This window comes from Bacillus sp. LL01, assembly GCF_001037965.1.
On sequence record NZ_LFEL01000001.1, the window covers coordinates 1204070 to 1227896 of the forward strand.

A 23827-nucleotide genomic window follows, 5' to 3' on the forward strand; every position below is an offset into this window, starting at 1 on the left:
TACAAAAAGAAAAGGGGTCTGACCTTCACCGCTGTAAAGCGGTGATGGTCAGACCCCTTTTATCCCTTTAACTCATCACCAAGTCACAGGCTCTATTCACTAATTGCCCCTCATCAATGTAAAGAATGCGGTCGGCAATGGCTTTGGCGTCTGCAAAGTCATGGGTGACGAAGATGGATGTGATGTCGGCTTTCTTCAGTATCTCTTTCAGTTCGTCTCGAATTTTTTGCTGAAGATGGGCATCTAAATTACTGAACGGTTCATCAAGCAGCAACAGGGAAGGTGCTGGTGCCAATGCACGGGCAAGTGCCACACGCTGCTGCTGTCCTCCACTCAGTTCATACGGATAACGGTGTCCATAATCGGCCAGATTAATCAGGGACAACATTTCCTCTAATCGCTCCTGCTTTTGCTTCCGGTTCATCTTTCGCAATCCATACTTGATGTTTTGGGCAACGGTCATATGAGGAAACAAGGCATAATCCTGGAACACTACGCCGATTCCACGTTTCTCCGGAACGATGAATGTTTTTGAATCGAACATAACATCACCATTGACTTTCATGCTCCCTGCCGTCGGATTTTCAAGCCCTGCTATAATACGTAACAATGTGCTTTTTCCGCTCCCGCTCTTCCCGAGAATGGACACTATCTCTCCACGATTAATATCCACATTAATACGATCGAGTGTATTGCTATTCGTATTTTTATATTGGAACTGCAAGTCTCTAATCTGGATAAACATTAGTTTGCCTCCTTATCAAGTACGCGATGAAAAATAAAGATACATAACGCACTTATGAAGATGATCATCAGGGAAGCGATGGAAGCCTCCTGCACTCGTTCATCATTTGCATATTTAAAAGCCTGTGTGGCAAGCGTCGAGAAATTGAACGGCTGTAAAAACAAGGTTAACGGTAATTCTTTTAGAATATCCACAAACACTAGAATAAACCCGCTTGCAATCGCTCCACGTAACAACGGAAGATCGACAAGAAAGAATGTCCTCAATGTCGATGCTCCAAGCATCCGTGAAGTTTCCGAGTATCTGTTTCCTATCTTTTCAAACCCAGCCTCGATATTATTAAACCCGATGGCAAGGAATCTTATCACATAAGCAAAAATCAACATGACCAGGGTTGTTCGTAAAACAAATTCCGGCTTCAAGTTAAACTGCGCCAAGAACGTCACAATATATTGGTCCAACGACATGAATATTGTAATGACCGCAATGGCGATCGCTGCTCCTGGTATGGAGTAGCCAAGAGTAGTAACCCTTGAAATGAACTTGGTCAAAAGCCCTGACTGCAATCGCGTATAGTTAGAAATGATCAACGCGATAAAAATGATAATAACTGATGCAATGGTGGCAACAAAAATCGAGTTTTTGGCAAGGGTAATAAACTGTAAGTTAAACACTTTTTCATACGTCATGAACGCCCATCGCAACAATTGAAGCAACGGAATGATAAATGCAATGGTGAAAATTCCGAAACAGTAAGCAAATACTCCCCAAGCCTTCGCACCGGTAAGCTTTTTTGGCTGAATTGGACGTACTTTAGAGGAAGGATCATAAAATTTCTTTCTCCCTCTGAGAAATCGTTCAAACATCAAGACAACCATCACTAAAATCATTAAGGTTCCAGCAAGTTTCAACGCTGAATCCAGATCCATCATGCCATACCATGTTCTGAAAATGGCGGTACTGACTGTTTGAATTCCGAAATAGCTTGTTACCCCGTAGTCATTTAAAACTTCCAGTATAACAAGTGTCACACTTCCGACTATCGCCGCCCTTGAAATCGGCAATGCTATGCGGAAAAAGGTATCGATATCGTTTCCGCCTAGTAATCTCGCATTCTCCAATACGGACGCAGATAGATTCTGGAAGAAGCTTCTCGTAATGGCATACACATATGGAAACAGAGTAACCGTAAAAATGAAAATGGCTCCCTGTATGCTCATGATGTTGAAATAAGACTGATTCACCTGCATATCAAACGAGTTTCGCAGGGTGGTCTGGATCACACCGGTATAGTTCAGAATACCGTGAAATGTATAAGCAGCGATATATGGCGGGATCGCCAAAGGTAAAATTAATGCCCATTTCAAGAAATTCCGCATCGGAAATTGATAGATGGTAATTAACCATGCAAGACTCGTGCCTATCAGCATCGTGGCCAAAGCAGTAAAAATGATGATCACTGCCGAATTCTGAAGATAATCCTTCAGTAAGTATTCTCTAATATGAAGCCAGTTATCATTTCCTTTTGTAAAGAATTCAACGGCTATAAGTAAATTTGGAATTAAAATAATCGTTATAAAAAGAAGACTAGCAAGAGCCCAGCCTTTATGGCGCACCCTTGACCAATGGAACCGATTCACAGATGACACATCCTTTGTTCTTAGAGGCCGTTTCGCAGTTTTTGTTTTATTGAATTTTTCAAACAATCGTTAGACTTGTTGCTGTCGTGCTCTTTTCCTGAGTGTACAGGAGAAATTGCATGCCGTATTTAGAGCAGATATACCGTAAAAAGTCCAAATACCGACTTTTTACTAGCTATAGCAACAATCCTATAGAAAAGAGCCTCAAAGAGCCTGTTGCCTTTGTCTTTCTCCAAGCTAAATTATAACGAAAATCATTCTCAAATGGAACAAAAGATTGCAAATAAATAGAACCGAAGCACTATCTGATGTGCTTCGGTTCATGGTTTGTTCATATTTTATTTCCAGCCAACCTCGTTGAAGATACGGATTGCTTCTTGTTGGTTTTCACCTAGTTTAGAAAGGTTAATGTCCTGTTCTTTGAACTCACCCCAAGATTTTAGAAGTTCGGATGGTTCTACTTTCTCATTAACAGGGTATTCAGAGTTTGCTTCAGCAAATTGACCTTGTGCTTCTTCGCCACTAAGGAATTCAATGAACTTGATGGCATTCTCTTTGTTTTTCGCATGTTTTGTCACACCTGCACCACTGATGTTGATGTGTGTACCAGTCGTTTCCTGGTTCGGGAAGAATACGCCTACGTTTTCAGCTACTTTCTTCTCTTCTTCGTCCGTTCCGTTTAACATAACACCGATATAATAGGTGTTCATGATGGCTACATCCGCTTCTCCTGCTACTACAGCCTTCGCTTGGTCGCGGTCTCCGCCTTCAGGATCGCGCGCCATGTTATCTGCAATTCCTTGCGCCCATTCTTTCGCTTGATCTCTACCCATGATGTCAATAAAAGATGCTAGTAATGACATGTTGTACATGTTTTCAGAAGATCTAACAACCACACGGTCTTTCCATTCTGGTTCTGTTAGTGCTTCGTATGTGGAAAGTTCCTCAGGGCTTACACGTTCTTTATCATAAACGATAACACGTGCACGCTTTGTTAAACCGAACCATTGATTATCAACGTCACGTAATTTTTCCGGAATATTTTCAGCTAGAACATCACTTTCAACAGCTTGCAATAATTCACGCTCTTTCGCCTGGTGAAGGTTACCTGCATCTGCTGTAATGTACACATCCGCATCTGTATCTTCCCCTTCAATGTTCAAGCGCTCCATTAACTCTTCGCCTTTTCCTTCTACCACGTTCACTTTAATTCCAGTTTCTTCTTCAAACTTTTTGTAAAGCGTTTGATCCGCTTCATAATGACGGCTTGTATATACGTTCACTTCGCCGGATTCTTGCTCATTTGTCGCTTCTTCGTTGTTTTCTTCCCCTGTATTGTTCTGAGAAGCTGTATTTCCGTTGTTATTTGTGCTGCTTACACAGCCTGTTAAAGCTAGCATTAATGCCAGCATCATGCTCAAAATGATCGTAAACTTTTTCACCATTGACACTCCCTATGTATGTAGTTTTCATTAGAAATGATAATCACTCTCAACTACTATTGTAATGATAATCATTTTCAAGTCAATACTATTTTGACATATTTCTGAAAAATAATGATAAATAATTTAATATTTAGTGTTTCACGTGAAACCAAACTTTCCATTTTAGAAGATTAAAAGCTTCTATTATCGTACAAACTGATAGTCAGAGAGAGATAAAATGAAGGATGGCGAGGTTATTAAAAGTGGAACTTAATTGGATAGAAATTTTATTAAAAGTTGTAATCGGCTTCTTTTTACTTTTCACGATTACTCAAGTTCTCGGAAAAACTACCATTAAGCAACTGACACCCTTTGACTTCATCTCCGCAATCGTCCTCTCGGAGCTACTTGGGAATGGAATCTATGAAGAGAGTGTTCATATAGCTTATATATTTTTCACTATTTTTGTATGGGGATTATTGATGGTAATCGTTGAAAAATTACTATTGAAATTCAAAAGCCTGAGAGGTATTTTAGAGGGAAATCCTGCCATTATCATCCGAGATGGGCAGATTGACCGGCATCAACTGAAAAAGAATCGTATGAATATCAACCAGCTGTTAAGTGTATTAAGGCAAAGTGAGACTTTCTCCATTAGGGAAGTGGCATATGCAATATTGGAATCCAATGGTTCCATCAGTATCTTAAAGAAAAATAAATATCAAAAAGTTACTCTCCAAGACTTACAAATTGTCCCACAGCCAACCTACCTCAGTACGTCTTTGATAATTGATGGAGAGGTACTGCAGGACAATGTCACACATCTCGGCTATGACCTGGAATGGCTACAGCAGCAAATACACGCTAAAGGCTATTTTAAGATAGAGGATGTGTTATATGCCGACTGGATAAAAGATGATGGAATTTATATTGTTCCTTATCAATCGAAAGCTAATTAGAAAGGCTACTCTAAAAATTGTGGATTGATCTGTTTAACTCCTCTCGATTTTCTTTCTAGGTGTTCGCTTTCCGCGGGGCGGTGCTTGAGCCTCCTCGGCTTCGCCTGTGGGGTCTCAAGTCTACCGCTACCTCCCGCTGGAGTCTCACACCTTGCACTCCAATCAACAAGGGGAACCTCATATAACATGATGCATTCCCCATTTTCTACGTAATATCCTTTTGCCACCTTGCATACCCACCGAGCATATTGCGGACATCCTTTATTCCCCTTGCCTGCAGCAGACTAATTGCTATCGCTGATCTGACGCCTGATCCGCACTGAAGAATAAGGGGACGGTTCTTAGGTACTTCATCAAGTCTATCAAGCAAAGTGCCTAGCATTATATGCTTTGCCCCCTCGATATGCCCGGTCTTCCATTCCGAATCATGCCTTACATCAACCACTTGCGCCCCTTCCTCATCCATCAACACCTTCGCCTCGTCAGGAGTAATATCATGATAGGATTCAAGCTCTGGTGACATCCGGATCGCTATGTCACTATCCATAAAAAATTCCAGTTTATCTACTCCAATTGATTGAAGGGTCTTCTGTATCTCCCCAATTTTATCCGGATCGGTCAACAGATAGAGCGGACGCTCATAATCAATGATCCATCCAGCCCAGTTGGTAAAGGCCTGGTTGAATGGAATGTTTATGGTTCCCTCGATATGCTGTTTGGAAAAAAGGGCTGCTTCCCGAGTATCAATGACTTGAGCCCCTTCCTTGATTTTCTTACTAAGGACCGTTATATCATCCAGGCGTTTCGGCGAAGGGATTTCTAATGTGAAATTGGGACCAACTTTGTTCACACGCTTCATCACTGCAAAATATGTTGGAGGTTCCGGCTGGCCTTCCAATAGCTCATTTGCAAATGATTCATGATTATCATGCTGGAATGCCCAATTCACCTGCTTCTCGTAGCCGACAGTGGATGAAGGAATGGCACCAAGAGATTTTCCGCATGGACTCCCCGCCCCGTGACCTGGCCACACCTGCACATAATCGGGAAGGCTCTTGAATTTTGTAATGGAATCGTACATTTCTTTGGCACCCTTATCGGCGGTTCCTGCTTGTTGTGCCGACTTTTCCAAAAGATCCGGCCTGCCGACATCCCCTACAAAGACGAAATCCCCTGTAAAAATACCCATAGGTTTGTCTGTCTTCGCACCACCATCCGTCACCAAAAAGGAAATACTTTCAGGTGTATGCCCTGGTGTATGAATAACCTTAAATAGTATATTTCCGAGCTTTATTTCCTCCCCGTCCTTTACCAGGTGATGGGGAAGCTGTTCCACATTTTCATATTTCCAGTCCTTGTCCCCTTCATCGGAAAGATACATTTTCGCACCTAATCGTTGGGCCAACTCTCTTGATCCTGCAACAAAATCAGCGTGGATATGAGTTTCGAATGCCCCCACAATGCTCAGACCTTCTTTTGTAGCTGCCTCTATATATGGCAGGATATCTCTCGCCGGATCAATAATGACTGCCTCTTTGGAAGCCTGGCAGCCTACCATGTAGGATGCCTGTGCTAAGTTTTCGTCATAAAAGTATTTTAGTAACATGATGTCTCCTCCAGAACTTTTATTTCATCCTTTTTTATTCCCTTAAATAGGTTTTCCCTAACGCCCATAATTATTTTTGAAACCATCCTTTTTCCATAACCGTATAGTTAGTGGGAGCGTGAGAAGAATGTATATGACAATTAAAGAACCTAGTGAGAAAATTGCAGATCAAGCAGTCCAGATTTGGCGCATATCCAATACGATCGGACATGGAATCACCTTGGTAGTTTTAGGAATCCTGCTTTTTTGCAGCGAGCATTTTAGCTGGTACAGTTGGGTACAAATTATTCTGTATATACTAATTGGTCTAATAAGTGTCTCAGCCGTTTTTTCCATCTTTATTGAGCCTGTTTTTCTACAGAGGACTTGGCGTTATGAGATTGATGAAGAATTTATTCAGATGAAAAATGGAAAGTGGAATGAAAGTCATACACTATTACCAATGGAAAAGGTGGAGTTTGTCCGTACAGAGCAAGGTCCAATCCTGAGACGTTATGGACTCTACACCCTTATAATCGGGACCACCACTTCCCAGCACACCATTCCCGCTATTCCTGCAGAAAAAGCCAAGGTGTTGAAGGCTAAGATTGCCCAGCTGGCTAAGGTGAAAGAGAGTGATTTGACTGAAGGAGAGGAAGGTTAATGTCACAAGAGGTGAAAAGATTTCATCCTGCATGGATCGCACTCGAATTTACCAAGCTGATTAAAAATTCCATCGCTATCTTTCTATTCCTTTTTGTTTTGAAAATCAATTCTACGTCCGACTGGATAGTTTGGGGTCGTTACATATTTTTTATCGGTGTCGTTTGGACCATCATCATGATTGTATTGAAATGGCTTTATTATCGGTATGAAGTGATTGGAGACTCTTTTGTCCTTACTGAAGGAGTTTTTGTAAAGGAGCACCGGACTGTTTCTTTTGAAAAAATACAGAATCACCATACCAAGACTACTTTTTTGCATAGATGGCTGGGTCTGACCTCTTTAACGCTTGAGACAGGGACGACATTGGAGGGAGCGGCCGTATATTTCCCTGTATTGACAGTGGCAGAAAAGGAACGGATTCTTTCAAAACTTGAACAGAAAGTTCCTGTAGTGGAAGATGACCATAAAGTAGTTGGACAGGCAGGTAGGACGGTTCATTTCCGTTCCAATAAAAAGGATTTACTGAAAGCTTCCTTTACATCATTGAGCTTTCTGGCCATATTCCCCTTATTAACCACCATCTACTTCAACCTGGCCGATTTTTTCAACTTGGAGGATACGGCGGAAGGTGCTTTTGACTACTTGCTTCTGCATTGGTGGATGCTGATTGTCCTATTCGTGCTGGCATTGATTATTTCTGTCGGCATCGGTTATCTGCAAACGACCATCAAGTATGGTAACTACGAGATCAGTGATGATGACGAGCGCATCTATATTGTCAAAGGTGTCGGGAACACAAGCAGCTTTGTCATTCAAAAGGAGAAAGTCCAAGCCGTTGCAGTAGAGCAGTCTCTGATCAAACGCTTGCTCGGCTTAGCCTCTGTAAAGCTCATCAGTGTTGGCGCGATGAAAACGGAAGAGCAGGAAACAAGCTCGCTCTACCCTTTCATGCCAAAACACGAGGCTTATCAACTATTGGAGACGTTACTTCCAAACTATCCAATCCAGGAGGAGATGGAACGATTTCCGATGAAGGTGCTTTGGTACAAGTTGCTGGTGCCTTATTACTTCACTATTATTACAGCTGTCGGTCTTTTTATTTTCAAAAGGGAGTGGATCTGGGTTGCCGGTATTATCCTTGCAATAGCTTTGACCACCAGAATATTGGATTACTTGTTTACCAGCTACCTTCGCCAAGGGAACACTGTCCAGATCCGAAAGGGCGGACTTACAAACGAAACATTTATTACACATTACAGACGAATCCAGCAGGTGTCGGTGGAACATTCCTGGTTGCAGAGAAAATTCGGCATCGCCTCCCTGTATTTTCACAACCGGGCAAATCCCCTTCAAATAAGTGAATTGCACGGCGTCTCCAAAGAAGAAGCGAGCGAGTTTTTTAACTGGTTCAAAGAAAAGAGGCAACGTCTTGTACACCGTGTACAAGAATAATCCTAAGAAAAAAAAGCAATGCCCCTACGATGTTCCTGCAGGGGCCTTGCTTTTTCTATACATTCAAATTAGGCTGCTCTTCTTGTTTCTTACCTTGGATAAAATTAAATGCCATCGTCACACCTACGATGATGATTCCAAAGATGTCCGAATTGGATTCAGGTAAAATCATCATTAGTGCTCCAGCACCCATCAGAATACGCAATACCACATTCAAGTTGGTTCTGAAATACCCTTCTACTGCCGCACTCAATGCGATGATTCCAATGATTGCCGTAACGGATATCAGCACGATTTCCATCACCGGTGGCATTGCAAACTCCCGCGCGTTAGTAGCGATATCTGTTGTATCAATCATTAGCATTGCCGGATTGTAGACAAACAGATACGGTATGATGAATCCAGCTATCGAGAGCTTCAAGGCATTGAAGCCGGTTCGCATCGGATCTCCACCAGATATCCCCGCTCCGGCAAACGCCGCAAGCGCAACAGGTGGTGTGATATTGGCAAAAATACCGAAATAGAACACGAACATATGCGCAACCAGGATCGGAATACCGAACTCCGCCAATGCAGGTGCAGCCATCGTAGCCGTAATGATATACGCCGGGATGGATGGTAAGCCCATTCCTAATACCATGGAAGCGATCATCGTGAAGAACAGAGTAAGGAACAAGGAATCCGCCCCAAGGCTTGTAATGGATGACGTCATCACGTTACCGAAACTTGTCAAACTTACCACTCCAATGATGATACCCACCACTGCACAGGCCACCATAACGGCAAGGGACTGTCTTGCACCATTTTCAAGCGCCCCAAGAATATCCTTGAAAGACATTCTAGTATTCTTTCTGAAGGCTGCCACTACCACCGTCGAAATGATGGTGTAGAATGCTGCATGAGCAATCGGGAGGTTTTGATAAAGTAATACAATCAGAAAAACGATAGGCAGCAATAGATGTCCGCGCTCTTTCATGATCTCTTTTACTTTCGGCAGGTCCGCTTTCGGTATGCCTTTCAGGTTATCCTTGCCGGCACGGAAATGGACCTGCATAATAACGCCAAGGAAATAAAGAACTGCCGGAATCAACGCGGCAAGTGCGATGGTACCATAAGCAATACCAGTTGTTTCCGCCATGATGAAGGCACTTGCACCCATGATTGGCGGAAGTATTTGTCCACCAACAGAGGCACTTGCCTCGACTGCACCGGAAAAGTTACGGGAATAGCCTATTTTCTTCATCAATGGAATGGTGAAAGCTCCGGTACCAACCACATTTGCTACAGCTGCACCATTGATACTTCCCATAAATCCACTCGAGATGACCGCTACTTTCGCAGGTCCCCCCTGCTTGTGACCTGCAAGTGCCAAGGCAAGGTCGTTGAAGAACTGCCCCATGCCGGAACGTGCCAAGAAGGCTCCGAACAAGATGAACAGGAAGATAAAGTTAACCGACGCACCAATGGCTGTGGAATACAGTCCTTCTGTTTTCAAAAATAATTGACCAAATATATCTCCAAGATCATAAGGACGTGTTGCCATCTTAAGTGGCATCCAGTTCATATGACTGACAAAAGGATATGCCAGGAAAATAAGAGCAATGATCGGTAAAATGATGCCTGTTACACGCCTAGCCGCTTCAAGGACCAGTAGGACGGTCATCACGGCCACAAGGATATCAAGCGTATTAGGAATACCACCTCGGGAGGTTACAATTTGTGTGTATTCCACAATCAAGTATCCTGCAGACCCAAGTGCAAGGAAGAATAGGATCCAGTCGTACCATGCTACCCTTTTTCGATCCTGTGTTTTCGTAACGGGATACAAAACGAAGATCAAGGCGATCCCGACTGCCACATGGATGGCTCTCTGTTGTAGGGCAGGTATAGGATTAAACGTGATATATAAATGAAATAAGGAATAGAGGATTGCGATGGCTGAAACCAATAGGACTATTTTCTTGTTTGCAAACTTACGGACCTTCGACTCTGCATCATACTTTTCAAGAACCTCTGCCTTCTTTTCTTCCGAAATCATATCGGTATCCTTTAAAGGATCGTTTATTTTCTTTTTATCCGTCATTGTATCTCACCTCTTAGAAACTCCCACAACGGTAGTTTTTTTATTTCAATCAAAACATTTCCGTAATCTTCCACCATCTCATATAGACGGTACTCTTTCGAATTCGTGGTAAGCGTTGTTTCCACGTTTGCTGACACGATCAGATCGATCGCTTCCACTTCCCTGTCTATCTTCATATGGACAAAGCCATCATTGGATGGAATGATTTCTCCGTCTGAAGGAGTGCCTGCACCGAAGGTCTTAAATTTCGTTTTCACCAGATAAAGACGGTTCCCTTTTTTCTCATAGGTTTCCATCCAAGCTTCCTTTTCGACGGAATGGATCCAAGTAACTTCAAACGAGTCATCCTTCAATGAAAAGCCGCCACCTTCATAGGAAACGTATAAGACTGGAATCTTCACAAAAAGGAAAAGAAGGAGCACGATTAAAATTGTGCTCCCAAAAATGAAAATCTTATTGTTCATCGAAGAACTTCTGTGCTCCTGGATGAATTGGTGCAACCGTGCCCTCTTGTGCTTTCTCCAAGGAAATTTCCGTGGCAGCCTGGTGAGCATTTCCTAATGTATCCAAGCTATCAAAGAACGTTTTCGTCAATTCATACACATCATCTTCGCTTAAATCACTGTTTACCACCAAGGCGTTCATAATTGCCGCAGTTGGTACCGCTTCTTCGTTATCATACGTACCTGCCGGAATATCCAGCGCGACAAAATAAGGTTGATCTTGTGCAATCTCTTCAATCTTGGCAGGGTCCACCGTTACAAGCTTGAGATCGACTGTTTTAGCAAGCTCCAATACGGATGCATTTGGTAGTCCGCTTGTCAAAAACGCTGCGTCGATGGCTCCTGACTTCAGTCCATCAGCCGCTTCAGCGTACCCCAAATAATCTACTGAAATGTCATCATAAGAGATGTCGTGACCTGCAAGAAGATTTCTCGCATTCACTTCCACCCCCGAGTTCTGGTCCCCAACTGCCACACGTTTTCCAACCAGGTCCTCAACCGTTTCAATGCCTGAACCTTCAGTAGTTACAATCTGTACAAAGTTCGGATAAAGCGTTGCAACTTGTGCCACATTCTCCACTTTTTCTGAGAAGTTACCAGTCCCCTCGACCGCTTCTGTCAATACATCACTCATGACAAAGGCCATTTCGATCTTGCCTTCTTTGATTAGGTTGATATTTTCTACAGAAGCACCTGTCGCCTGTGACTTGGAGTTTACTCCATATTCATCGGAATAAATATTTGCTAGGGAAGAACCAATAATATTATACGGACCTGAAGATCCACCGGTAGCGATTGTTACCAATCTAGTATCCAATCCTTCTCCGTCCCCATTACTTGTCCCTTCACCTCCGCCACATGCCACAAGCATAGAGCTAATGGCTAAAGCGCTTACAATCGTCGTGCCTAATTTCTTGAATTTTTTCATGATTAACCCTCCCCTTCGTAGTTAAAAATCGTACAAAAAAAGCGTTCGGAAATATTTTACCAGAATAATAGTTTCACTTCAAATAATATTCTGTATTTTTCGAAATCTGTTGATAAAATAAAGAGTGCCTGCCTTGAATGTTTTAAATGCTAGACACTCTTCCACATTTATATATTATTCAAATTCGCAACTGCTTCTTCTATTTTATTTGTGTCTAGGAAGACTGTTTGACTTTTCACCCTCTCTCCTCCCTCCTGCTACCGCAGCTGAATATTGGAGGAAATCTGCCGATCCTTCTCCACCATTTGTTGGACAGATTGACGGGTCATCTCTTCATTATGTAGAAGCAACGCCTTATAGTTTTCGGTAAGTTGCTCAAGTGTTCGGTTTATTTCATTTAGTCTGTTGACTACATCTAAACGGTTACCACTGCCTATTGTGGTGGGAAAAGAGGAAGTAAGAGCTTCTGATGAGGATTTGATTTGCGTAAGGACCTGCTCTATATCACTTTGCTTAATTTTAATTTCGGTACTCATGTGGACACCTCCAATGATCTTAATTGAATCGCTTGGCTGCTTGTTCTTCTGCCAGTTGCAATTCTAATGAAGCAATTGTTTGCTTTATGGAACTTATTTCACGATGAAGCTGCTGGATTTTAATCTCTATGCCTGAGAAGATGGCACTGAATTGGCTCTGTTCCATATCATTAAAATAATGAAGCATCCCATTTGTTCGGATATCTTCAAATCGGTTTGCAAGAGTCCCTTGCCATGTAAAGGAGGAAAGATCAGGCCTTGTTACAGAAGCTCTGAAGCTGGCAAACTCTTGCTGTTTGCCCCTCAGCTGACTTTGACAGCTTTGAAGTCGCTGCAGATGCAACTGCTTTTCTCTGAGCAAAGCATTATAATATGCGATAGACAATATTATCACCTCATAAGGAATCTATTGGTTTTATTTTGGATTGGGTATGTACACGGGTGGTATAGATCAATTTCTCAATACCTTCTACTATAACATGGAAGAAAAATGCCAAAATGATGAAAACTATTTATTTTTGGTTGTATTTAAATGGGTAATTTATACTATTTTGTGAGAATTGGGTTGGATTGTGCTGATTTTGTGCGGAGTAAGTCGAATTACACCCAACCGGACGAAAAGTACTACTACTTTAATAGCACATTTTTTGGAAAATGAAACCTGAAATTAATTGTTGCATTGGAGGTGGGGGGCAGGCGAGTAATGTGGTAGTTTATGGTGGTTCAGAGGATGGAGTGGTTCTATTAGGGGGTTTTTTGGGTGCGTCGGGCGGTTAGAGACCCGCCCACTCAATAATACGCAGCCCCCCTTCAATAGCCCTTCCCAACATCCACCTTATTCCGCAATTCCCGCCCATCCTTAAGCAATGCCAACGTCTCCAAAAAACATTCTACCGCTTCTTCAGGCGTGGTAATGGCGGAGATGTGTGGGGTGATGTTCACTTTCGGATGAGCCCATAACGGACTGTCTGCCGGCAATGGTTCCTCTTCTAATACATCCAGAACGGCAGCCTTCAGCTTTCCTGAATGTAATGCTACTAACAAAGCTTCAGAGTCAATGGTTCTCCCCCTTCCAACGTTAATCAAAACTGCTTGATTTACCCATTCAAAAAAACTATGACTAAACAGATTCGTAGTCTCTTCCGTCAATGGTAATGTGTTTATTACATAATCCATTTTCCCGAGAATGCTCTCTTCCACATCCTCCAAAGGCATAACCATGCGAAAGTTCTCCTTATCCGCTCCACTACGGGAAACACCGTACACTTCCACTCCGAAGAAAGTAAGGATCCTGGCTACCTCCTGACCGATTTCCCCTGTTCCATAAATGATTACCTTCACCTCATGGAGAGGACGTGGAGAATGGACTGTCCATTCTTTTTCCCCCTGTTGCCGCTGAAATTTATCGTGGTGTTGAAGATCTTTTAAGATATGACTTAGCGTGTACTCCCCTATTTTCTGACCAAACGATGTAACAGTTCTTGTCAAAAGAACATTTTCGGGCCAACTCCCTAGTGCCATATAACGATCCACCCCAGCTCCTAAAGAGTGTATCCACTTGATATTGCCAAATTGGAATTCCTCTGTCGGCTGAAATGCTACAAAACCATCGGCCCAATCCATGTCCTCCCCTGTTACCTGACTCTCAGCAATAAAGCGGAGATTCAATCCTTTCAATGCATCTTTTGCTGTCAGCATAGTCTTCAACTCGTTGACTAATCTACCTGTAAAAAGGATATTCGTTATTTTCATGACAAAATCTCCCCTACTCATTAGGCTAATAATATCTTTATCTTATCATGTTAAAGTAGTAGTGTAATAGGACACACAATCTTCTAGAGTAAGTGAATAGAACAGAAAATCACCTAAATATTGGGTTCATATTTGATAAATCACTGTAATAACTGTAAAATAGGAGATGTAAATTTAATACTAGGGGGAGTTTGATGAAGAAGAATAGTTTTGTAGTCTTATCTATGGTTCTGGTACTATCTTTATTCTTGGCTGCATGTGGCGGGGATAATGGATCTAATGGTGAAGGTAGTTCAGAAGATCCGAAATTAATGAGTATGTTGACAGGTGGAACTAGTGGTACATATTATCCACTTGGTGGAGCTATGGCTAAGATTATTACAGACGAAACAGGAATTCAAACAGATGCGGTTTCATCCAACGCTTCTGCAGATAATGTAATCGCTCTATCCGAAGGAAATGCTGAGCTGGCTTTTGTTCAAACAGACGTTATTGCTAATGCGATTGAAGGTACGAATGCATTTGAAGGCAAAGCTGTTGATAACGTAATGGCAATCGGTTCTTTATATCCTGAAACGATTCAAATTGTAACTCTTGCAAAATCTGGAATTTCCAGTGTTGAAGATTTAAAAGGAAAAAAAGTTTCTGTAGGTGCACCTGGTTCAGGTACTTACATCAATGCTGAGCAAATTCTTGAAGTTCACGGTATGACAATGGACGATATCGATGCGCAAAACCTTGACTTCGGTGAATCCACTGGTGGTATCCAAGATGGCAACATCGATGCGGCATTCATCACTTCCGGAACTCCAACAGGTGCGGTTGATGGATTATCTGCTACTAACCCTGTAAGCATCGTTTCTATTGAACAGGATAAGGTTGATGAGCTAATAGAGAAATATCCATACTATGCTGCAGACACAATTCCTTCTGGAACTTATGGTATGGACAACGAAGTTAATACAGTTGCAGTTCTTGCAATGCTTGCGGTGTCAAAAGACCTTTCTGAGGATCTAGTTTATAACATTACAAAAGCTATCTATGAAAACACGGATGGCATTTCCCATGCTAAGGGTGAATTCATTACACTTGAAACGGCAACAGACGGAATCGGTATTGATTTCCACCCTGGTGCTGAGAAGTACTTTAAAGAAGAAGGTTTACTAGATTAATTTTTTGATATGAGGAATAGGCAGGCCGACACTTAATATTCATTTTGCTGTCGGTCCTTCTTTTTTATTTTTTTTGGCTCTGTAAAGACTTGTTTGAGTGCAACAGTACCTTTTTATTAGGTGGGTTACTATGAAGAAGAAAGTTTTAGCTATTATTATATCCTCTACTATTTTAATACTCTTAATGGGCCTTTTCTTGGTCCCTTTCCGAACCGCGCTAGTTTTCCATGTGCAAAACACCGAACAAATACAAGCATTCCTCCCCATTGATGAAGAGGAACCATTTCAAATCATCTTTACACACTCTATCCATTTAACCGATGTGGTGGAAAAATATAAGGTGAGAGATGACCACCAAATCGTTCAAACAGAAATCACTTACGAAGAATTCGGGATTGGCATGCCATCTAATGCGGAAGAGGGAGAAGAATTTGTATATGAAGATGGAAAGTATCATATCAGAGAATTAAACAATGTTTTCTCCTCCATGAATGTCCGAAATGGAAAAACCGTTTCCAAGAATCGCCTTGCCTGGGGTGAAAATGGAGAAAAGATGGTGTGGTTCAACGAATACTTTACTCCAGGAGACTGGTATAATGTAAGAGTAGAAAAATTGACATTATGGCAGTATATGAAAGGAATGAAAATAAATGAGTGATAGAAACGATCAAAAGGAATTGACGGCGGAAGAACAAGAAAAGCTGCTTGAGAAATACGATCCGGACGCAAAAACACGGACCCTTTCCGGCTACGCAGCTAAAGTGATCTTCTTTCTATTGATTGCCTTTTCCCTGTTTCAATTATACACAGGAATATTCGGTCAGCTTACAGCATACCTGCAACGTACCGTTCACTTAGGTTTTGCCCTGACTCTCATATTCTTGTTATATCCTGCTAGAAAAGGTGGAAATAAAACCAAGATTGCTTGGTATGACTACATATTAGTAGGATTGACGATTGTCGTTTGCGGCTATTGGCCTGTTTACTATGATACGTTGGTTCAGCAGATTGGTAGTATCACTTCCGCCCAAGCGGTCATTGGCGGGTTGGCCATCCTTTTAGTAATTGAAGCAACGAGGCGTGCAATCGGTCTTCCGATTACCATTATCGCCGTTGTGTTCATGATCTACGCGTTGTTTGGCCCTTATATGCCGGGTTGGCTGATCCATAGAGGACTCAGTTTAACTCAATTGATTCAATCTATGTTCTTTACGACAGATGGAATTTTGGGTACACCGTTACAGGTATCATCCACGTATATTTTCTTATTCTTATTATTTGGTGCATTCCTGGTTCAGACCGGGGTAGGGAACTACTTCAATGATTTGGCTATCTCCTTTGCCGGAAGACGTACAGGGGGACCTGCGAAAGTTGCGATCTTCTCCAGTGCCTTACAAGGTACCATTTCTGGTAGTTCGGTTGCCAACACAGTTACCACCGGTTCTTATACCATTCCGTTAATGAAACGACTTGGATATCACCGGAACTTCGCCGGAGCCGTAGAAGCAGCCTCGTCGACTGGAGGACAGATCATGCCTCCAATCATGGGAGCAGCCGCCTTCCTGATGATTGAGTTTGCCGGGGTCCCTTATTGGGACATTGCCAAAGCGGCGACCATCCCTGCCATTCTCTACTTCTCCGGTATCTGGATCATGACCCACCTTGAAGCAAAGAAACAAGGATTACTCGGATTACCAAAAGAAGAAATACCGAAAAAGATGGAAGTATTGAAAAAGATTCATTTACTATTACCAATTCTGGTTATTGTCGTTCTTTTATTCCAAGGGTACAGTATAGAAAGAACTGCTTTACTAGGTATTTTAAGTACGATTATCGTTAGTTTGTTTAGGAAAGATACCCGAATCACCCCAACCAAATTTATGCTGGCACTGACAAATGGTGCACGCACCGCTCTTGGAGTGGCTGCAGCAACAGCATGTGCAGGTATTATCGTTGGTGTTGTTACAAAGACAGGTCTTGGACTTAAGCTTGGAAACAGCCTTGTAAGTATCGCAGCTTCCATTACGTCCACACCTACTTTACTATTATTACTTACTCTATTCTTTACGATGATTGCATCTATCATCTTAGGAATGGGTTCACCGACGACTGCGAACTATATCATTACGTCTACGATTGCATTACCGGCAATTTTAGCGCTAAATGATCAATTGGAGGTTGCTATTCCGGTTCTCGCTGCGCACATGTTCGTGTTCTATTTCGGAATTGTCGCTGACATCACTCCACCGGTTGCCCTGGCCGCATTTGCTGCTACAGGGATATCAAAAGGAGAACCGATACGTACTGGAATAAATGCTTCCAAGCTTGCAATAGCGGCGTTCATTATTCCGTATATGTTTGTCTTCCAGCCACAGCTATTGATGATTGATACGACCATTCCAGAGGTTTCCTGGATTCTGGTAACCTCCATCATTGGAATGATCTCCATTGGTGCAGGGCTTATCGGGTTCTGGTATAGAAAGCTTCACTGGATCGAACGTATTCTTACGGTTTCTATCGGTTTATTATTGATCTATCCTGAATCGAACACTGATATCTTCGGGTTCATCGCGTTTGGTATCATGCTTGCGCTACAGTTTTTCTGGAAGCGCGGGAACACCGAAAAAGGCGTGAAGAATGCTGTAGGTGAAACGAATTAAACAAAAAAATCCTGACTCCATTTATTTGGAGATCAGGCTTTTTTAGTTTATTCATTAACTACAACGAGGTTTTATGTACTCTTAATCAGATTCCTTTTGAATCTGCCAATCACTTCTTCGCTTTCTACGCTTATTCCCGATAAGTGGTTGACCCGTTGATTGATTTCTTTCAACTCTTTTTCAAAGGGGTGTCCTTCTTGGGCAAGGTCATGCGCTTTCCTTGCCAGGCTTCCCAATATGGTTTTGTCTCTCTCTTCCATTGCAATTAACGGAATCCGGGAAACATAGCCGGATGTAATCATATTCGATCGTATGAGGACACCTCTTACCATATAGGTGACAAGGTCGGAATTAAGGTATGCCAATAGCCACCAAGCATCATCTTCATCACAAATAATATTGGCATTTACACCATATGTCGCATTCTTAGGCAACCTAGCAGCCGCAAATTCAACCCCCATCGAAGAACAGGTAATTCCGGATTGAAACAGTAATGGCTTGTTTCTCACGATAAAATTCTTGATCTCTTTATCAAAAGTCAGAAATTCCTTATGTAAATAGAGATGGTTTTCGGTATAGAATCTTTTTCTTCCAGGGTTTTTATAGAACGGGACTGTGTAGGGTCCGGTCTTTTCCTTGGATAGATAGAGCTCGTCTCTGCCTGTGGAAATGCCAGTCACACACTTATATTCGTCTGCAATCCGTGCTCCCGCGAACAAACCTTTAATATCAGGCGGGCAACCAATAACGAATTCCATATTGTCTACAGGGTTGGCCATTAATAGTTCATCCAACGAGATGCCGGCATGTTGTTCTATTCGTATCATTTCCAACTGTTTATCCAGCTGTTTTTCAAATATAGTTCTAGATAAAGGTCGATTGTTCGTGACCACTTCTCGTTGAAATTTCTTCCCTTTTTGAAGGATAACGATACTTGTCCTAACATCTGCAGCCTGGTTATGGAACAAATCGTTGGAGCACATGGTGATTTCATGGATTGCACAGGTTTCCACTATCTTTCTTCTCAACTTTTCATGGCCTTTTGCCGTGAAAAAGGAGTCGGCTGTTATAAGCCCTATCAAAGCCCCCTCTTTTGCCATATCAATGAGCGCAGAGATGAACATACTGTACATATTCAATACTCCCACATCAGAAAACTGTTTCATCAGGGTAGTTTTATTCTTACTGATAAAATCGACTTCATGGCAGTTATACGGAGGGTTCGCAATGTAATAGTCATAATCCTGCTCCTGCAGGTTTGCCTTATCCCGCTGGATTTTTTCATGGAACCGGACAAAATCCTGTAGGTGGAAGCTGCAACAGTATTCCGATTTATAGGATTCGATATCCATGCCGTCCACCTGAAGTTGCCGATGAAAAAACGCTTCCAGCAACTCTTCCTTTCCACAGCAGGGGTCAAGAACCTTTTCTCCATTGGGGTTAATCATCAACAGCCTTTTACTAAGGTACTTGGCCACAAAATCAGGCGTGGAGTAATAGCCGATTTCTCTCACATTTCTATTCTCTTTTTCAATCCATTTATTATGTCTTCCCACTATCGACCCTCCCACTGTTGCCTCTCTCTAATTATAGTTCACTAGCTTCACTTGTTCATTATACAGAAAGTTCTTTTATTCAGTCAGAGGCAAAAAAATAGCAGAAGACCAGGTCCTCTGCTATTTAGGGTTAACGGGAGTGGATTCCCCTAATGCTTTAAAAATAAGGCTGTTTTCGTAAACTTTGTTGTTTTTTCGTATTTATAAACCAACCGTTATATTCCTTACTGTCGTGCTCTTTTCTCTGGTATCGAGAGTAAACTACATGCCTATTTTAGAGTAGGTAAGTCGTAAAAAGTCCAATAACCGACTTTTTACTAGTGAATAGCAACAATCTTTGAGAAAAGAGCCAAAAATAAAGTTTGTGATAGGTCATGTCACTTTTTCAAGAACACGGAAAAACTTGGCTCTTTTCAAATAGAACGCCTGTGCCTCTTCTACAGACACTTCCCGGAACCGGATAGTGGAGCCAGGCTGGGCTTGTGCCAGCAGTGGGATATCATAGGAAATGACAGTGGCAATCCTTGTATATCCGCCCGTTGTTTGCCGGTCGGCCATTAGTAGTATTGGGCTTCCATCTGCAGGCACTTGAATCCCACCAAGAGGGATAGCTTCTGAAATGATATCTGCAGATGTTTTATGTTCTATTTTAGGTCCTTTCAGTCGATAGCCCATCCGATCTGATTGTGGGGTCACTTCAAAAGTGGAGGTCAAAAATGTTTCCACAGATGATTCATGAAAAACATGATGATGAGGTCCCAGGCAAACTCTGATTTCCATCTCTTTTTTATAGGAAGGGATTTCATCAGGATGGATGGATCGTCCAGCTCTCACTCTATCGTGAACTTCTCCGTACAAGATATCATCCTTTTCAAGCCCGCGGCCATCCAACCCGCCAATTTGCGCTTTCAAATAGGTCGATTTACTTCCCATTACTATCGGCACATCGAAACCTCCTGCTACACAGATGTAGGCACGTGCTCCTTCCAACGGCTGGCCGAACTCGATGAACTCTCCTTTTTTTACCGAAAAACTCTTCCACATTGGTGCTCGTTTGCCATTGACCTTCGGGGATAGATTTCCCCCGCATATGGCGATGACCACGTCTTCCAACGCCTTCAATTCGGGCCCCATGATGGTCACTTCAAGTCCCGCTTCCCCTTTATTGTTTCCGACCAATAAATTCCCTATTTGAAGGGCATAATCATCCATCGCACCAGAAACAACCACCCCGAACTCCTGAAAGCCTGTCCGGCCCAAATCCTGCAAGGTTGTCAACAATCCGGGTTTAATTACTTGAAACAAAGGTTTAGTCATGGATATTCACCGCCCCAAAGGCTTGAATTCCCACTTTTTCTTCCTCCAGTTTCTCTCGTAGCTTCCGTACGAATTCCAACGCTTCCGGCTCATCTCCGTGCACACAGATTGTATCCGCCTGAATGGATATATCGTGTCCTTCTACATCAGTCACTTTTCCTTCCTTCACCATTCTCAGAACCCGCTCAACAGCAAGATCTGCATCGTGTATCATGGCATTGGCCTGTGACCTTGGAGTAAGCGTTCCATCAGGTTGATAAGTTCTGTCGGCAAACACTTCATGCGCCACTCTTAACCCTACTTTCTCCCCTGCCCGGACCAGTTCACTTCCTGCCAAGCCGTATAGTATTAGATTCGGGTTAACCGCATGGACTGCTTCAGCGATGGCTAAAGCTACGGTTTCATTTTTGGATGCCATATTATACAGGGCACCGTGTGGTTTAACATGACGGACCAGTGTACCAAATACGGTAACAGCAGCCTGTATTGCCCCCACTTGATATACTACGAGATTGAAGATTTCCTCCCGGCTCATGGACATATCACGGCGACCGAATCCAGCCAGGTCAGGAAATCCGGGATGGGCACCTATTGAGACGCCGAGACCGGAAGCAGTCTTGACGGTTTCCATTAATACGTTGTAATCCCCAGCATGAAAACCGCAAGCAATATTCGCAGACGAAATGTACTTGAGCACTTCTTGGTCATTTCCAATCGTATAAGCACCGAAACTTTCGCCTAAATCACTGTTCAAATCAATGGTCCTCATCGTTTCCTCCCCCCTTTTTCATAGCTTTTCACCTTATATTCACCAAGGCTGATGGCCTCTTCTATTTCTTCAAATTCTTTATGATCCACTGAAACAAAACGCAGATAATGGCCTGCAGATAAAAGAATAGGATCTTCTTTGGCGGCATCATAGAGCTTAAGAGGCGTCCTCCCGATAATCTGCCAACCACCTGGAGTTTCTAAAGGATACACGCCGGTCTGTTCCCCTGCTATTCCCACAGAGCCTGCTTCAATTTTCGCCCTCGGGTTTTCACGCCTTGGGGTAGCTATCTGTTTCGGCATGCCACCTAGGTATGGAAAACCAGGTACAAAGCCCATCATGTAAATGAGATAGGCTTGACTGGAATGAATGGAGATGACCTCCTCTTCGGTCAAGCCATTGTGGCTTGCCACCTCTGACAGATCCGGCCCCGCCTCTCCTCCATACAGGACAGGTATTTCATAGACGATCGAGGTGGACCCCTCGTCTGCCCCCTGTAGAGCTTCGATTATCGTTTCAAGCTCATTGCACAAATCCTTATAGAGAATTTTATCTGGACGGTAAAAAATGGTCAGGGTTGTATAGGCTGGCACCCACTCCACTATTCCGTCCACCGGATGCTTTTTGAGATAATCTGCAAAAATCCTGATTTGTTGGTTCGTCTCTTCCGAAATGTCGGAACCAAATTGAACTTGTACTCCTGTATCTCCCAAAGGAAAAAAGTGGGTCTTCACTTTGGCTTCCCCTCCAATCATTTAAGAAAACAGCTTCGGCACTTGGTTAATGAGCGTGACTGCTGCCAAGTATGCTGTTGCGATGAAAACAACCGCTCCAAAAATCGTTAACCATAACGGATGTTTATAATCGCCTACAATCTCTTTTTTATAAGCTGCAATCAGCAACGTTCCAAGTGCCACAGGTAAAATAAGTCCGTTGAAGGCTCCCGCCAGAATCAACAATAGAACCGGCTCGCCGATGAATGCAAAAATAATAGTCGAAACAACAATGAAACCGATAATGAATTTTGAATTATTCCTGTCTATCTTCTTGGACAAAGTACGTAAAAACGAAACGGACGTGTAGGCGGCTCCAACTACGGAAGTAATCCCTGCAGCCCATAGTACAAGACCGAACATTTTATATCCGACCATACCCGCTGCCTCCATGAACACGGATGCGGGTGGATTGTTTGGATCCAATGTAAAGCCGGTCGCGACTACACCAAGCACGGCAAGGAATAAGAAGATCCGCATAATCGATGCTATTACAATTCCAGTTACAGAACTTTTTGTCACCTGGTGAAGGTTTTCCTTCCCGCTAATTCCTGCATCTAATAGTCTGTGTCCTCCAGCGAAAGTGATATAGCCTCCAACCGTCCCGCCAACCAAGGTAATGATTGCAAACACATCAATCGTTTCCGGAGCAAATGTGCGGAAAACAGCCTCCCCTACAGGCGGGTTACTTTTGAAAGCCACGAAGAGCGTGAGCAATACCATCATCAACCCTAAGATTCGTGCAATCTTGTCCATCGTGACTCCCGCTTCTTTAGAGAGGAAAATCCCGACGGCAATAACAGCAGTAATGACTGCCCCAATTCGGACATCAATACCAAATAGCACGTTCATTCCAAGACCCGCGCCACCGATGTTACCGACATTAAATGCAAGGCCGCCCAAGGCCACAGCGAAAGCCAAGAAATAACCTAGGCCCGGTAAAACCATATTGGCAATATCCTGACCCCTTTTCTTGGAAACCGCAATAATCCTCCAAACATTTATCTGTACCCCGATATCGAGGATAATGGACATTAAAATAACAAAACCGAAGCTCGCAAGAAGTTGTTCCGTGAATACAGCCGTCTGTGTCAAAAATCCAGGTCCGATAGCAGATGCCCCCATCAAGAAAGCTGCACCGAGCAGGACACTCCAATTACTTTTAGTGGGCTTATGTAAATCATTGTATGTGTTCTTCTGTTTTGACGACATGGTGGGACCCCCAATTTTTGTTGTGATTTTATAAAATGCACACTATTATTCCAATATATTAACACTAACATAAAAGTGGAAGCTATTAAAATTCA

The 23827-nt window shown here is 42.7% G+C and carries 21 protein-coding genes; 6 read left to right on the forward strand and 15 right to left on the reverse strand.

Annotation, left to right across the window (positions count from 1 at the left end):
• Positions 1–67: 67 nt before the first annotated feature.
• The 3 genes from AB685_RS06105 to AB685_RS06115 form a co-directional block, all read right to left on the reverse strand.
• A complete protein-coding gene (locus tag AB685_RS06105; protein WP_047969577.1) occupies positions 68–745 on the reverse strand; it encodes an ABC transporter ATP-binding protein in 678 nt (225 codons plus the stop codon).
• Entirely contained in the window at positions 745–2385 is a 1641-nt protein-coding gene (locus tag AB685_RS06110; protein WP_047969578.1) for an iron ABC transporter permease, read from the reverse strand. Before AB685_RS06110 ends, AB685_RS06105 begins: the two co-directional genes overlap by 1 nt.
• Before the next feature lie 338 nt (positions 2386–2723).
• Positions 2724–3830, reverse strand: a complete 1107-nt coding sequence (locus tag AB685_RS06115; protein ID WP_047969579.1) for a Fe(3+) ABC transporter substrate-binding protein — start codon at positions 3828–3830, stop codon at positions 2724–2726.
• Positions 3831–4054: 224 nt separating this feature from the next.
• On the opposite strand from AB685_RS06115, the gene AB685_RS06120 reads away from it, so the two are divergent.
• Positions 4055–4768 carry a DUF421 domain-containing protein gene (locus AB685_RS06120; protein WP_047969580.1) on the forward strand — a complete coding sequence of 238 codons (714 nt, stop codon included), beginning with the start codon at positions 4055–4057 and terminating at the stop codon, positions 4766–4768.
• Positions 4769–4973: 205 nt separating this feature from the next.
• Here AB685_RS06120 and AB685_RS06130 read toward each other — a convergent pair whose 3' ends face one another.
• Entirely contained in the window at positions 4974–6374 is a 1401-nt protein-coding gene (locus AB685_RS06130; RefSeq protein ID WP_047969582.1) for an MBL fold metallo-hydrolase, read from the reverse strand.
• 127 nt (positions 6375–6501) lie between these two features.
• Here AB685_RS06130 and AB685_RS06135 point away from each other — a divergent pair, with 127 nt between their 5' ends.
• Both AB685_RS06135 and AB685_RS06140 read left to right on the forward strand, forming a co-directional pair.
• Entirely contained in the window at positions 6502–7017 is a 516-nt protein-coding gene (locus AB685_RS06135) for a PH domain-containing protein (RefSeq protein ID WP_047969583.1), read from the forward strand.
• Positions 7017–8471 (forward strand): PH domain-containing protein, encoded by a 1455-nt coding sequence (locus tag AB685_RS06140; protein WP_047969584.1) that lies wholly within the window; start codon positions 7017–7019, stop codon positions 8469–8471. The genes AB685_RS06135 and AB685_RS06140 overlap by 1 nt, the downstream gene beginning before the upstream one ends.
• 55 nt (positions 8472–8526) lie before the next feature.
• On the opposite strand, the gene AB685_RS06145 is transcribed toward AB685_RS06140, so the two are convergent.
• The 6 genes from AB685_RS06145 to AB685_RS06170 form a co-directional block, all read right to left on the reverse strand.
• Positions 8527–10554, reverse strand: a complete 2028-nt coding sequence (locus tag AB685_RS06145; RefSeq protein ID WP_082153517.1) for a TRAP transporter permease — start codon at positions 10552–10554, stop codon at positions 8527–8529.
• Complete coding sequence (locus tag AB685_RS06150; protein WP_047969585.1) at positions 10551–11018, reverse strand: DUF1850 domain-containing protein; 468 nt, start codon at positions 11016–11018, stop codon at positions 10551–10553. The genes AB685_RS06145 and AB685_RS06150 overlap by 4 nt, the downstream gene beginning before the upstream one ends.
• On the reverse strand, positions 11008–11985 hold the full coding sequence (locus AB685_RS06155; RefSeq protein ID WP_047969586.1) for a TAXI family TRAP transporter solute-binding subunit: 978 nt from the start codon (positions 11983–11985) through the stop codon (positions 11008–11010). Before AB685_RS06155 ends, AB685_RS06150 begins: the two co-directional genes overlap by 11 nt.
• A gap of 257 nt (positions 11986–12242) precedes the next feature.
• On the reverse strand, positions 12243–12521 hold the full coding sequence (locus AB685_RS06160; RefSeq protein WP_047969587.1) for a YwqI/YxiC family protein: 279 nt from the start codon (positions 12519–12521) through the stop codon (positions 12243–12245).
• Positions 12522–12540: 19 nt separating this feature from the next.
• The gene (locus AB685_RS06165) at positions 12541–12906 is read right to left on the reverse strand and encodes a DUF5082 family protein (RefSeq protein WP_047969588.1); all 366 of its coding nucleotides are present in this window, start codon (positions 12904–12906) and stop codon (positions 12541–12543) included.
• Between the two features lie 425 nt (positions 12907–13331).
• Positions 13332–14273 carry a D-2-hydroxyacid dehydrogenase gene (locus AB685_RS06170; protein WP_047969589.1) on the reverse strand — a complete coding sequence of 314 codons (942 nt, stop codon included), beginning with the start codon at positions 14271–14273 and terminating at the stop codon, positions 13332–13334.
• A gap of 194 nt (positions 14274–14467) precedes the next feature.
• On the opposite strand from AB685_RS06170, the gene AB685_RS06175 reads away from it, so the two are divergent.
• From AB685_RS06175 to AB685_RS06185, 3 genes are all read left to right on the forward strand, one after another.
• Complete coding sequence (locus AB685_RS06175; protein ID WP_128755803.1) at positions 14468–15445, forward strand: TAXI family TRAP transporter solute-binding subunit; 978 nt, start codon at positions 14468–14470, stop codon at positions 15443–15445.
• A gap of 130 nt (positions 15446–15575) precedes the next feature.
• A complete protein-coding gene (locus tag AB685_RS06180) occupies positions 15576–16103 on the forward strand; it encodes a DUF1850 domain-containing protein (protein WP_082153518.1) in 528 nt (175 codons plus the stop codon).
• Complete coding sequence (locus AB685_RS06185) at positions 16096–18105, forward strand: TRAP transporter permease (protein WP_047969592.1); 2010 nt, start codon at positions 16096–16098, stop codon at positions 18103–18105. The genes AB685_RS06180 and AB685_RS06185 overlap by 8 nt, the downstream gene beginning before the upstream one ends.
• Positions 18106–18176: 71 nt before the next feature.
• Here AB685_RS06185 and AB685_RS06190 read toward each other — a convergent pair whose 3' ends face one another.
• The 5 genes from AB685_RS06190 to AB685_RS06210 form a co-directional block, all read right to left on the reverse strand.
• Positions 18177–19661: an N-6 DNA methylase gene (locus AB685_RS06190; protein WP_082153519.1), complete on the reverse strand. Its 1485-nt coding sequence runs from the start codon at positions 19659–19661 to the stop codon at positions 18177–18179.
• A 372-nt stretch (positions 19662–20033) separates the two neighbouring features.
• Positions 20034–20978: a biotin-dependent carboxyltransferase family protein gene (locus AB685_RS06195; RefSeq protein ID WP_047969594.1), complete on the reverse strand. Its 945-nt coding sequence runs from the start codon at positions 20976–20978 to the stop codon at positions 20034–20036.
• Positions 20971–21747, reverse strand: coding sequence for a 5-oxoprolinase subunit PxpA (locus AB685_RS06200; protein WP_047969595.1), 777 nt, complete (start codon positions 21745–21747; stop codon positions 20971–20973). The genes AB685_RS06195 and AB685_RS06200 overlap by 8 nt, the downstream gene beginning before the upstream one ends.
• Positions 21744–22481, reverse strand: a complete 738-nt coding sequence (gene pxpB / locus AB685_RS06205; protein WP_241773246.1) for a 5-oxoprolinase subunit PxpB — start codon at positions 22479–22481, stop codon at positions 21744–21746. The genes AB685_RS06200 and pxpB overlap by 4 nt, the downstream gene beginning before the upstream one ends.
• A gap of 21 nt (positions 22482–22502) precedes the next feature.
• Positions 22503–23732, reverse strand: coding sequence for an NRAMP family divalent metal transporter (locus AB685_RS06210; protein ID WP_047969597.1), 1230 nt, complete (start codon positions 23730–23732; stop codon positions 22503–22505).
• Between the last annotated feature and the right edge of the window lie 95 nt (positions 23733–23827).